Genomic DNA, 12,697 nt, shown 5'->3' with positions numbered 1-12,697 from the left:
TTACGTGGCATCTGAACCGCTCGTTGTTGGGGCAGTCGCTTACACGCCCAACGTCGTTCCGATCTGGGAAGGAATCCGAAGCTACTTCCAGGACCCCGGAAACCAGGTAAACCCGGACGGGCTAATGGATTTCGTGCTCTACTCCAATTACGGACGGCTGGTCGATTCGCTGATCGCGGGCCACATCGACATTGCCTGGAACACCAACCTTGCTTATGTGCGGGCCGTGCTGCAAACGGGTGGGCACTGCACGGCACTGGCCCAGCGCGATACCGACGTGGACTACACCACCGTGTTCGTGGCACGTCCGGGCAGCGAGATACACGCACCCGAAGACTTTGCCGGGAAGCGCCTTGCGCTCGGGTCCGCAGACTCCGCGCACGCCGCGATCTTGCCGCTCTATTACCTGCGCCGAGCGGGGATAGCCGAGTCGAACCTGCAAGTCATCCGCTTCAACACCGACATCGGCAAACACGGCGATACCGGCCGCAGCGAACTCGATGCGGTGGACGCCGTGATGGCCGGTGAGGCCGATGTGGCGGCGATCGGCAGCTCGACATGGGCGGCGATGGGCGCCGCGGACCTGATGGGGGATTCGCTGGCCGAGGTGTGGCGCACTGATGGCTACTGCCACTGCATGTTTACGGCCATGGACACCCTGTCCGCTGATCGGTACCAGCCGTGGCTCGACCGGTTGCTGGCGATGAGCTGGGATAACCCCGAGCACCGTAAGATCCTCGAACTCGAGGGTCTACGGCGCTGGGTGCCTCCTCATCTGGACGGGTACAAGCCGCTGTTCGAGGCTGTCGAGGCGCAGGGTATCGACCCACGATGGTGATCCTGGATCTGATGCGCCGGGTGGGTGGTCTCGCGCAGGGAGCTACTGCCGAGGTCACCGTCTCCAACGCCCGGGATCAGGACCTCGCCGAGCAGTGGTGTGCACGGACCGGAAACACCGTGGTGCGTGCCGACGTGGACCAGGTGGGAGTCGGCACCCTTGTGGTGCGGCGCGGTCGTCCGCCAGACCCCGCGAGCGTCCTTGGCGCCGACCGGTTACCCGGGGTGCGGTTGTGGCTATACACCAACTTCCACTGCAACCTGTCCTGCGATTATTGCTGTGTCTCCTCGTCGCCACAGGCTCCGCGCCGCGAACTTGGTGCGGAGCGAATCGGCCGAATTGTCCGCGAGGCGGCCCGCTGGGGGGTGCGCGAGTTGTTCCTCACCGGCGGTGAGCCGTTTCTGCTGCCCGACATTGGCACGATCATCCAGACCTGTGTCGACACCCTGCCCACCACTGTTCTCACCAACGGCATGGTGTTCAAGGGCCGGGCGCGTCGCGCACTCGAATCGCTGCCCAACGATGGGCTCGCTCTGCAGATCAGCCTGGACTCGGCGACTCCCGAGCTGCACGACTTGCACCGAGGTGCCGGGACGTGGGCCAAGGCCGTTGCCGGGATCCGCTTGGCGTTGTCTCTCGGCTTTCGAGTACGTGTGGCCGCGACGATTGCGGCGCCTGCGCCTGGAGAGTTATCGGCGTTTCATCGCTTCCTGGACGAACTTGGGATCGCCGGCCAGGATCAGCTCGTCCGGCCGATCGCATTGGAGGGCGTGGCATCCCAGGGGCTGATGCTCACCCGCGAATCGCTCGTTCCGGAGGTGACGGTCACCGCCGACGGTGTGTATTGGCATCCGGTGGTGGCCGTAGACGAGCGGGCAATGGTCTCCCGCACTGTCGAACCGCTGACTCCGGCCTTGGACATCGTCAGCCGGCTGTTTAACGAGCAGTGGGCACAAGCCGCCGAGGCGGCTGCCCTGTTCCCGTGCGCGTAGCACCCGGCATGCCAAGGGCGCCTGTCTTGCAACCGCGTTTCATGTCTCCCCGGTGGAGCCAGCCTGCCGCCAGTCTTGTAGAAGCCAACCTCGTTGAAGATCTGAGCCGACAGCTCGGTCGCACACGCTCGCAACGACATTCAACGCTGTGGGCCGAGCGGCAGGCTCATGCTCGCGCTGGCGACGAGGACGGCAAACAGCGCCCAGCAACAACCGATGCACAACGCGCCGTGGATGACGCCCATCCGCAACACGCCGACCGGGGGCGTCGGACACGTTCGCCGTAGCGCATGAAGAATCCCAGTGGCGAGCGGCAGTGCCGTCGCAGGTCAATGGGATCATGCTGCTGCTGCTGGCGCTGTGGTTCGTCTACGAGTCGGTGCGCCGCCTCGTCGACCCGCCTGCGGTATCCGGGCCGCTGGTGCTGGCTACCGCGCTGGTGGGGATCCTGGTCAATATTGCGGCGGCGTGGAGTATCAGCCGCGCGAACCGAACCAGCCTGAATGCCGAAGGCGCCTTCCAGCACATCCTCAACGATTTGTATGCCTTCATCGGGACGGCGATCGCGGGCGCGGTGGTGTGGCTCACCGGTTTCGCCCGTGCCGATGCGATCGCGGCGCTGCTGGTCGCCGCGCTGATGGCACGGTCCGGCTCGAACCTGGTCCGCGAGTCGGGACGGATCTTCCTCGAAGCCGCGCCGGCGAACGCCGACCCCCCCGTGATCGGCCCGCGGATCGCCGCGATACCAGCAGTGGCCGAAGTCCATGACCTGCATGTCTGGCAGATCACCTCGAGTCAGCCGTCGCTATCAGCGCACATCCTGGTCACCGGCGACGTTGACTGTCATGCCGTACGCACCGACATCGAGGCTGTACTCCACAACGAGTACCAGCTGCAGCACACCACGCTGCAGGTCGACCACGCCGACCGCCAACAGGGTCAACATGAATATTGTGTCGAACCGCACGGCCCGGTACACCGCTCACCCTAAGGAAGGGCATATCACCGGCAACGTTGTCGCCCATCCACGGAGCCGCCGAAGGACATTATGACCGAGATTGGAGCGCCGAAACCGTTAGATATCAGTATCGGCGTCGGCTGTGTGGACGACTGCTGCGTGCCTGCCCCGGTGGCCGCGGTCCCGGATGCGGGCTGGCACAAGGCCGCCGGACAGGCCCGGCTGCTGGCCTGGGTGTCCCTGGTATGGATGTGCGGCGAGGGGGCGTTCGGGCTGTGGCAGGGCTTCATGTTCGGGTCGATCGCTCTGGTCGGGTGGGCGTTGGGCAGCGCGGTCGAGGGCCTCGCCAGTGTCATCGTGGTGTGGCGATCCACCTGGCGATCGAGTCCGTGCGCGACCTGCTAAGCGGGCATCGTGTCGACACTTACTGTGCTGGGAATGGTGCTGGCCGCGTCGAGCCTGCTCGTGATGCCGGTTTTGGGGTATACCAAGCAGCGTCTCGGTGCCCGGCTGGGCTCGGGGGCCACCGCCGGTGAGGGTATTCAGAACTACCTGTGCGCGGCCCAGGCCGGTGCGCTGCTTCTCAGCCTGGCCGTCACTGCTAGCTGGGCCGGCGGCTGGCGGCTGGACCCGGTGATCGGCCTGGTGATCGCCGGCTGGTCGGTGTGGGAGGGCGTCCGAGCGTGGCGCGGCGAAGACTGCTGCTGAACTCGCCCCGATCTTATCTGTAAGGCGCGTAGTGGGTGTTTCCCACTGTTTCTCACGATGGCGCAGAGCGAGTTTTTGATCGTGGGTAATGGATTATCTGTAGGTGTGTGCCTCGAGTTCGGCGTGCAAACGGCGGAGCGCCCTAAGTCTGAATGACATTGACGTTTGATGGGTGACCGTGTGTCTCGGTGGTGGGGTAGGCGTGCACGAGCGCGGTGGATAGTTTCGGCACCGCGTGGGTGAGGGTGTGTTCGGCCTCGTGGGCGATTCGGTGGGCAACGGCGAGGCTGGTACTCGGATCAATGTCGAGTTCGGCGTCGGCGTGCAGGCGGTGCCCGATCCAGCGCATCTTGACGCTGCGGACGGCGGTGACACCGGGTTCGGCGGCTAGCGCGGCTTCAGCGGAGTCGACGAATTCGGGGTCCACGGCGTCCATGAGCCGACGGAAGATGTCACGCACTGCGGTGCGCAGAACAGCCAGGATGGCGACGGTGATGACCAGCCCGATGATGGGGTCGGCCAGCGGGAAGCCCACTGCGACACCGCCGGCGCCGAACACCACGGCCAGCGAGGTGAATCCGTCGGTGCGTGCGTGCAGGCCGTCGGCGATCAGGGCGGCCGAGCCGATCCGTCGGCCCACCCGGATGCGGTAGATCGCGACCAGTTCGTTGCCGATGAATCCGACCAGCCCGGCGGCGGCGACCCAACCGACATGCTCGATCGGGACGGGGTTGATCAGGCGGCGGATCGATTCAATTCCGGCGATGATCGCCGAGAGGGTGATCATCGCGACTACGAACAGCCCGGCCAGGTCTTCGGCACGCCCGAATCCGTAGGTGTAGCGCCGTGTTGCGGCCTTGGTACCCAGGGCGAACGCGATCCACAGCGGGATCGCGGTCAGGGCGTCGGAGAAGTTGTGGATGGTGTCGGCCAGCAGCGCCACCGACCCGGAGACCACCACGATCGCCAGCTGCGCGATCGACGTCGCGCCCAGGGCCACCAGGCTGATCTTCACCGCGCGGATACCGGCGGCACTGGATTCCAGTGCGCCGTCGATGCTGTCGGAGGCGTCGTGGCTGTGCGGGGCGAACACGTCACGGATCGCGGCCCCGAACCGGCTGCCGCGACCGCCGTGGCTGTGCCCGTGGTCGTGACTGTGACCGTGCTCGTGACCATGGTCGTGCCCGGAACTTTGGTCGTGACCGTGACCTGAGGTAGTCGTGGGTTTGGTGTCGTGCGTCATGCGCGGCGTCCCTTCTGTCGCGGTGCGGCGGTGTCCTGGGATGAGTCGGAATGCAGACTCGCGACGTCCTGGGCGTTGCGGTGGTGGCTGGGCACACCGGGGCCGGCATGCTCGGCGTTGAACACCGCGTCGGTGACCAACTGCCCGATGTGGTCGTTATCGAGGCTGTAGAAGATCGTCGTGCCCTCGCGGCGAGTCCGCACTAGTCGCGCCATCCGCAGCTTGGCCAGATGCTGCGACACCGACGGCGCGGGCTTGCCCACACGAGTCGCCAGCTCGTTCACCGACATCTCCCCGGCCCCCAACGCCCACAACACCTGGACCCGGGTGGCATCGGCGAGCATCCGGAACACCTCGACAACGAGGGCGACCTGCTCCTCGGGCACAAGATCCCTACCAATACCTGCATTCATACGCAGAAAATAGCGTTAAACGTCCGCCGACGTCTAGCTATATACGTAACTATGCAGATTCAGATCCCGTTGGGAGCCGATCCGTTGTTGAGCATGTTCATCGTTCGATGCCGTGGCTGTTGTCGCGGTCGCGACTTTGCTCGCGTCGGGTGACCGCGTCGAGTTGGGCTTGGGTGGAGTCGACGTCGCGGAGGTGTTCGAGGAGTTCGTTTCGACGAGTGAGTAGTTCGGCGGCTTGGGTGCGCGCGCCGGAGGGGTTATTGGTTGTGGCGAGGTGGTGTTCGGCGCGGGCGATGGCAGTGCGGGGCTGGGTGGGGGTTGTGGGGGTGCCGATGTGTTGGGTGTGGGGCAGATTGTCAGCCAGGACGTCGAGCAGGGTGTGCATGGGTTGGCGGTGGTTCTCGGGGGTGGTGATGAGGATGAGTTTGGTGTTGGTTGTTGCCGCGGTGTGGGTGAGCCAGCGTAGTTGGTCGGGGGGTAGCTGGTCGGCGTCGTCGACGATGAGCAGGGTTCCGGGTGGGAGTGTCCAGCGGTGGTTTTCGATGTGGGCTTGGGCCTGTTCGGGGGTGGCGGCGGTGTCGGCGTAGCGGTGGGCGGTGGCGTAGTCGATGGCGGTGGGGCTGGCGGGTAGGGCCAGGATGCGGTGGTTGTGGTGGTGTGCGGTGGCGGCGAGTGCGCCGAGTAGGCCGGCTTTGTCGGCGCCGGGGTGGATGTGGAGGGGTTGGACGGTGTGGATGCTGCTGGCCAGCGCGGTGACGGTGTGGCGGTGGGGTTCGTCGAGGCCGGCGAGCGCGGTGGCCGGTGGGTGGTAGAGGGCGGCGGGGCTGGCGGCGCTCGCGGTGGTGAGGTAGTCGATTTCGTCGCGGAGGTGGGGCAGTTCGGCGGCCAGATCGTAGGTGTGGGCGGGGTTTTCGGCGAAGGAGCGGGCGGCGAGGTGTTCGGCGCGGGCGAGTTGGTTGTCGAGGTCGCGGGCGTGCCGGCGGGCCGCGGTGAGGGCTTGGGTGTCGGCGTGGAGGGCTTGGGCGCGCAGGGTGTGGATGTGGCGGTCGGTGATGATGCCCTCGGCGCCGCCGGCGGTGCCGAGCAGTGCGCTGCGGGCGGTGTCCAGGCGTTGGCGCGCTGTGTCGACTGCGGTGGTGATGCGGGGGGTTTGGTGGGTGATGTCGTGGTGGTGTTGTCGGTAGCGGTGTGCGGCTGCGGTGTCGCCGCGTTGGTGTGCGGCGGTGATGGCGGCGTCGAGTTGGGTGAGCAGTTGGTGGTGCAGTTCTGCGGTGTCTTCGGCGTGGACCCAGAGTTTGTGGGCGTGGGCGAGGGCGTGTTGGTGGGGCCGCTGGTGATGTTGCAGGCGCCGCAGTTCGGCGACTTCGTCAGCTGCGGCGCGTTCGGCGGGTCCGCCGCCGCGCAGGATCTGTTCGGCGAGAGCTTGGGCGTGTTGGTGGGCGGCGTGGCGGCGGGCGCGTAGGGCGGGGATGTCGATGTCGTCGACGCGCTCGGTGGTGGCGGGCCGCTGGGTGGGGAGGTCGTTGATGTCGAGGCCGGCGAGGTCGTCTTCGGCGAAGCCGTAGGGGTGGTCGTAGGGGTCTGGGGGTGGTTCGTCGAGGGTGTCGGCGGGGTGCGGGACCGCGGGGGTGAACAGGTCGAGTTGTTCGCCGGGTTGGGGTGTGTGGAGGTCTTCTGCGGGGTGGGGGATGTCGGGGTCGATGGTGGCGGCGCGGTGGGTGAGCAACTCGATGCGGTAGGTGAGTAGGCGGGCGTATTCGTCGGGGCGCAGGGGTGTGGTGGCGGCGATGTCGTGCAGGTGTTCGGTGGCGGCGGCGAGTAGGTCCGCGGGTGCCCAGTCCGAAGCGGTGACGGCGGCGACGAGCGCGGGCCAGGCGGGGTCGGTGAGGACGGCTTCGGCGATTCGGGTGCCGAGTAGGTGGTGGAGCTCGTCGGTCCAGGCGGGCCGCAGTTTGGTGTCGGCGCGCTCCAGGGAGGGCGGCGCGAGGGTGCCGGCGAGGCGCCACCAGAGGGCGGCGGCGGGCATTTCGTCGGGCAGCGGGCCGCCGGCGTTGATGGCGTTGTGCAGCAGGGTGGGGATGTCAGCGCCGGCGCGTGCGGCGTCGTCGAGGTGGGTGGCTAACCGGGGCCAGAAGGGGTCGCGGGCCAGGTGTGGGTTGGTGCGGTTGGCGAGTTGGCGCCAGCGGCCGGCGGCGTCTTCGGCGCGGGTGAGGCTGGCGTCCAGGCGGGTGTGGATGAGGTGTTGGACGGCGGCGGAGCGGTTGGGGTGTTGTTCGGGTCCGGTGATGCGGGTGTCGGCCGGGTCGACGTCGTGGGCGGCGCGGAAGACAGCGATTTCGGCCATGAGCCGGGCCCGGTTGTCCAGCAGTGGGCGGGCCCAGGTGGGTGCGGTGTCGGGTGTCCAGTGGCGGGCGGTGTCGCGGATCTGGTTGGCGAGGTCGGCGACGAGGTGGGCGCGTTCGGTGAGGTAGGGGCCCCAGGTGGGGTGGGTGGTGAGTGTGTCGGGGACGGCGGGCAGCCAGCGCAGTGGCCCGACTCGTTCGGCGGCGGTTCCCGGCGGGGTGGGCAGGCGCCATCCCAGGACTGCGGCGGGGTCGTGCGGGTCGCCTAGGGGTTTGGCTGCGGCCTGGTGCAGGGCGGCGATGGGATCGTGGCCGTCGATGGCGAGCAGGGCCAGGTTGCGGCGTAGCACGGGCCAGGCTTGGGCGTCGGTGAGGTCGCCGCGCACGGCGGTGGCGGCGGTGTCGATGCTGGACATGATGGTGGGTCCGGCGTGTTGTTCGGCGGCGGCGGTGAGTGCGTCGGTGTACATGGCGGCGGCGCGGTGCAGGCGGGTGAAGGGGTCGGCGTCGGCGGCGGCGGCGCTGTGGGCGGAGTGTTGTGCGCCGTCACGGCGAAGGATGGTGGACAGGACGTCGACGGCGGTGGGCGGGTGGGTGGCTTTGGGGGCGAGGATGCGGTGCGGGTCGGCTTCGGAGGTGGAGCCGTAGAGGTGGTTTTCGGTGCGCCCGCGGGTCAGTGCGACGTAGAGCAGTTGGCGGGAGAGCCGGTCGTTGATGACGGTGTGACAGGTGCCTTCGGTGTCGCGGCCGCCGGCGGTCATGCCTTGGGCGGCGTTGATGGTGCTGGCGTATCCCAGGGTGGTGTAGGTGCGCACGTAGCGGGCGGGCAGGCGCACCGGTGTGGCGTTTCCGCGCAGCGGCACCAGGGTCAGCGAGCCGTCGTCGTGGACGGTGCGGATGGTCCAGCGGTGGCCGTTCTTGACCCAGCTGCCGTGGCTGTCGGTGACGAGGTAGCGGGCGTTTTTGCGGGTGGCGATGCAGTCGCCGGCCGACGCGGTCAGCCCGTCGGCCAGGGTCACGGTGGCCGCTGAGGTGGTGTCGTCGGTGCCGGCGAGTCGGTCCAGCCGGGCGCGTTCGTTGAGTTGGGCGACGATCTCGTGGGTGGGGGCCAACAGGATGGAGTCGCGGCCTGCGGCGCGGTCGGCTGCCCACGCCTGATAGGCCATGTCGGCGGCGGTGTCGTCGGCTCCGACGTGGACGCGGTGGTGGTCGATGTAGAAGCCGATACCGGCGGGGTCTCCGGCGCGGATGGCCAGGCTGGCGGCGGCTTCGGCGTTGCCGGTTTCGGGGTGGGTGAAGCGCACGACGGTGTTCAGGGTGACCGCGTTGTGGCGGTCGGCGAGGTCGCGCAGGATGCCGCCGGCGGAGATGGATGCCAGTTGCTGGTCGTCACCGATCAGGCGCACGCTGGCACCGCGTGCCAGTGCGAGGGAGATGGCGGTGTCCAGGTCGAAGGTGGAGGCCATGCCGGCTTCGTCGACGATGAGCAGGGTGTCTGCGCTGATGGTGTCGAACCAGTGTCGGGCGGGGTCGTCGTCGGGGGCGTGCGGTTCGCTGCGGGTGCCGGTGAGCTGGACGAGTTTGGCGATGGTGTCGGTGGCTGCGCCGAGGTCTTCGGCCAGGACTTCGGCCGCTCCGGCGGTGGGGGCCAGCCCGATCACGGTGCCGCCGCTGTTGCGCCAGGCCGCCGCCAGGGCGGCCATGGCGGTGGTTTTGCCGCTGCCCGCGGGGGCCAGTGCGAGCTGCACGCGGGCACCGGAGGTGGCCATGTCCTTGACCAGGGCGGTTTGTCCGTCGTTGAGCGCCAGACCGGTGTTGGCGTGGGCTTCCAGCAGCGCCAGCCCGATGCTGTCGTCGTCGACGCTGCGGCCGTCGCGCCACGTGGCGGCGGCCAGGATGCGCCGCTCGGCGGCCATGACGTCGGTGCTGGTGTAGACGGTGGAGTCGTGGCGGGTGTAGACGCTGGCACCGTCGATGCGGCGCAGGACGGCGGGCTCGTTTTTCTCGGTGTCGGCGTGGCTGGTCAGCGCGATACTGTGCTCGCCCACGGCGGTGGCCACGATGCGGTTAACCAGTTCGGGACCGCCAGGGTGGTGTGCGTAGCGCAGTTGGCGTTGGGCTTCGGCGCGGACGTGGTTGACCGTCCACGTGGCGCGGGTTTGGGCGACGTTGTCGATGACCTGGGCGGCTTGGGTGCTGATCCATTCCGTGGTGATCTGGGCCCGCACCGGCGGGTCGCGGCTGGTGACGTCGGCGATCATGTCGGTCACGGCGCGCTGGCCACCGAGGACGCCGATCGCTTGGCCGCGCCAGGTGTGGCGTTGCTCGCCTCGTGAGCGCGGTTCGTGTTTGGCTTGCCGGGTTTCCAGGGTGGCCTGCTGGGACAGTGCGAGCATCTCCACGGCGGTCGGTTCGCGGCCGTGGGCGGTGTGGAATTGTTTGGCCAACTGCCCGACTCGGTGGTCGATCGCGGTGCTGCGCGAGGAGTAGGCATCGAGGAGTTCCTTGGGGATTCCGTCGATTTCACGCACCGGCCGTTTGCCGCGTGTGGCCGCTCTGGCCGCAAACCGGACCCCCAGTTTGTCGATAAGTAGGGACTCGATGCGGGTGTTGTAGAACTCTGAGGCGGCCACCGCGGCGTGGTGCAGTGGGGTGCCGTCCAGGGCCAGCCAGCGGGGTACTCCGTCAGCTCCGATGACTTGCACTTTGTTGCTGACCACGAGGTGGGTGTGCAGGTTGGGGTCCCCGGCGCGGGAGTCGCGGTGATCGAATGCCGCTGCGATCAATCCGGTGGTGTTGACCTGGGCGACACCGTGGGCTCCCATGCGCGAGAACGCCGCATTGTCTTCCAGGAACGCCAGCGTTTCGGCGACCGCTTGGTGGTGGCAGTCCTCGAGGGTGCGCGCGATCGGCGCCGGGGTTACCGCCCATAACGCCGACACCGATTTGACCGGGGTGAAGGTGAGGTCGTAGCCGGCCAAGGCGGTGGTCGCAGCCCGCGACTGGCGGGCGATGAACCCCGACAGTTCGCGGTCGTCGGCTGGTGGCCGACTGTAGGTTTCAGCGAATAGTTCCTTGCCTACCGCGGTGCGGATGCGGGCGCGGAGCTCCGGGTCCAGGCCGGCTTTCGGGTCGGTGGCGGCGGCGATGTTGTAGTCGCGGTAGGCCTGCCGCACACGGGTGCTGAACCGGTTGTCCTTGCTGCTGATCGGGAATGGGCGACCCAGCCGTGCCGCCGCCAGCGCGCCGGCCTTTCCCACCCCGAGCCCGGTCAGATGACGGGTGATCTGATCGGCGTTGGGGTGCAAGCCTTCCCCGAACAACGCCTTCATCTGGTCCTCGCTGACCTGTGAGCCGTGCTCGACTCCCCAGTACTGGGCGACCAGGGGATCGCAGGCGTCACGCGAGACCGGCTTGCCCAGCGCGGCCAGGCCGCGGCCCATCCACACACCCGGGGTTTCGCCTTTGGCGCTGTAGTAATCGGCCAGGCTCGGCCTGCCCCGATCGGTGGCATCCGAGGCGGCGACCTGCCGGATCAGGTACATGTACCCGTCTCCGGCGGTCAACTTGTGCAAGCCCATCACCGTGTCATCACCTCAGCCCGAAACTATGGGGGGCCTACCCCTTAGGCCTGGGCCGTTATAAAAACGTGACCCTGAGTGCAAGAGGTGTGATGTGCAGGAAAAGGAATTAGTTAGGGTGGCCTAAGTAATGTGGGTGGTTGTCGCGCACGGGCGGAGGTTGAGAAATTCGTAGTTAGGTCGCACGGAAGGCTGCGAAGTCCCGAATTAGGTTGCGAGTCGTTGCGGGGCTGGCGTGTGATCGCGAAGAAACCTTGATCTCAAAGACTGCCTGACAACGCTGATTTGAAGGACTTGTCAGTGCGCCGCGTTACTTTATGGCGATGCGCTGGTTTGCCCGTCCTGAAAACCACCCCCTGCAGCTGAGGGCCGCGCCTCGGCTGGCGTGTTGGAACAAAGCCGACGATCCAGATCAAGTTCGGCTGCGGGCGTATCTGGATGACACCGAACCGCTCCTGGCCGGCTCGCGGATCGACGGGCCCTGGGCGCTGCGCCTCGACGTCGGGCTCCCCGGTACGCGGGATCTGCTCGACGCAGCTGACCTCGACAATTACGCGTATCCACTCGCCTATCGCTTGAAGGACCGCCACCTGGTGTCGGTGTGGTGCACGAAGCAGCACAGCGAGCGGTCGTTGGTACGGATCGACGCCGCCCGCGAGTTGCCTCCGCCATCGACCGACGTGCTGGTCGCGAAAACAACCGGATCGGCCTCGACTGTCGCGTTCAAGGAGCAGATCCGCACCGCCGTCGCCGAGGCAGCAGAACTGCCCCACGGACCCGTCAGGCTCGAACTGTCCTTCGTCGTCGGACCGCGCCGGAACTGGCTTAACCTCTGGAAGCCGACGATCGACTCACTCGACCCACTCCTCGGACGCACCTACCCCGACCGCGCCTGGCATCCCCGTGACGGCAGGATCACCGACCTCGGCATGCACCTCACCGTTGACCCTGCTGCCCGCAACGAGATCGTGGTCGGCATCAATGCCGCGCCAGGACGAATGAGTGTCAGCCCATACGGCCGCCTCGACCCTCCGCACCGCCCGAGCGCTCCAGCGGTCGGCGACAACTCGACCCCCGCGGCTTCGCAGCCGCCCGTCGGCGGACTCCTCGATCAGGAACTGCTGCGGGAACCCGAGATTGGCGTGAAGGACCCCGGCGTGCGTGAGTTCCGTGACGACGACGCCGGATATCTGGCCTGGCTCGCCGCCCACCCCGATGGCTACGTCATCAACATCGCGCGCAGCCACAGCGCAGCCGCAGCGCGTGTGCACCATGCCGGCTGCCGGACGATCAGCGGTCAGAACCCACACAAGGGGGCGTGGACCGTACCGTATGTGAAAGTTTGCGCGGAACATTGGGCCGACCTCGAACAGTGGGCGACCGACCATGTGCGTGAGCCGATCCGGCCGTGCGGGACCTGCCACCCGGGGTCGGCGCCATGAAACCCACTTCCACCAAGCCGACCGAGCACGCAGTGGCACCCCCGGGTGCCGAGGCGCGCTGAGAGATACGTTGGACCGGCGGCGGACAGTGCGATCGTCGAGGCTTGGTCTGATGGGGTGATGGTGTGCGGACTTGTGACGTGCTGGGAGGGTCGGGGTAAGTTTTTCGGTTCGGTTGCG

General features: G+C 67.5%; 7 protein-coding genes and 2 pseudogenes. 5 read left to right on the top strand and 4 right to left on the bottom strand.

Features of this window, described 5'->3' with window-relative positions:
- The first annotated feature begins 4 nt into the window (after nucleotides 1-4).
- Both AC5Y7D_RS24940 and AC5Y7D_RS24935 read left to right on the top strand, forming a co-directional pair.
- On the top strand, nucleotides 5-838 hold the full coding sequence (locus AC5Y7D_RS24940; protein ID WP_499928496.1) for an Rv1680 family SBP-like protein: 834 nt from the start codon (nucleotides 5-7) through the stop codon (nucleotides 836-838).
- On the top strand, nucleotides 835-1,830 hold the full coding sequence (locus AC5Y7D_RS24935; protein WP_499928517.1) for an Rv1681 family radical SAM protein: 996 nt from the start codon (nucleotides 835-837) through the stop codon (nucleotides 1,828-1,830). Before AC5Y7D_RS24940 ends, AC5Y7D_RS24935 begins: the two co-directional genes overlap by 4 nt.
- 140 nt (nucleotides 1,831-1,970) lie before the next feature.
- On the opposite strand, the gene AC5Y7D_RS24930 is transcribed toward AC5Y7D_RS24935, so the two are convergent.
- Entirely contained in the window at nucleotides 1,971-2,075 is a 105-nt protein-coding gene (locus tag AC5Y7D_RS24930; RefSeq protein ID WP_499928495.1) for a copper chaperone, read from the bottom strand.
- Between the two features lie 2 nt (nucleotides 2,076-2,077).
- Between AC5Y7D_RS24930 and AC5Y7D_RS24925 the strand changes: the two are divergent.
- A pseudogene (locus AC5Y7D_RS24925) lies at nucleotides 2,078-2,821 on the top strand (cation diffusion facilitator family transporter); the annotation flags it as partial.
- A gap of 57 nt (nucleotides 2,822-2,878) precedes the next feature.
- Nucleotides 2,879-3,496: pseudogene (locus AC5Y7D_RS24920) on the top strand (cation diffusion facilitator family transporter).
- Nucleotides 3,497-3,638: 142 nt separating this feature from the next.
- On the opposite strand, the gene AC5Y7D_RS24915 reads toward AC5Y7D_RS24920, so the two are convergent.
- The 3 genes from AC5Y7D_RS24915 to mobF form a co-directional block, all read right to left on the bottom strand.
- The gene (locus tag AC5Y7D_RS24915) at nucleotides 3,639-4,739 is read right to left on the bottom strand and encodes a cation diffusion facilitator family transporter (protein WP_499928494.1); all 1,101 of its coding nucleotides are present in this window, start codon (nucleotides 4,737-4,739) and stop codon (nucleotides 3,639-3,641) included.
- Nucleotides 4,736-5,152 carry an ArsR/SmtB family transcription factor gene (locus AC5Y7D_RS24910; RefSeq protein WP_499928493.1) on the bottom strand — a complete coding sequence of 139 codons (417 nt, stop codon included), beginning with the start codon at nucleotides 5,150-5,152 and terminating at the stop codon, nucleotides 4,736-4,738. Before AC5Y7D_RS24910 ends, AC5Y7D_RS24915 begins: the two co-directional genes overlap by 4 nt.
- Before the next feature lie 97 nt (nucleotides 5,153-5,249).
- Nucleotides 5,250-11,075 (bottom strand): MobF family relaxase, encoded by a 5,826-nt coding sequence (mobF, locus tag AC5Y7D_RS24905; RefSeq protein WP_499928492.1) that lies wholly within the window; start codon nucleotides 11,073-11,075, stop codon nucleotides 5,250-5,252.
- A gap of 323 nt (nucleotides 11,076-11,398) precedes the next feature.
- Here mobF and AC5Y7D_RS24900 point away from each other — a divergent pair, with 323 nt between their 5' ends.
- On the top strand, nucleotides 11,399-12,517 hold the full coding sequence (locus tag AC5Y7D_RS24900; protein ID WP_499928491.1) for a hypothetical protein: 1,119 nt from the start codon (nucleotides 11,399-11,401) through the stop codon (nucleotides 12,515-12,517).
- Nucleotides 12,518-12,697 lie beyond the last annotated feature (180 nt).

This window comes from Mycobacterium sp. NGS49, assembly GCF_059812565.1.
The sequence above is the reverse complement of the archived record's forward strand: the minus strand, read 5'-3'. Positions and strand labels throughout refer to the sequence as shown.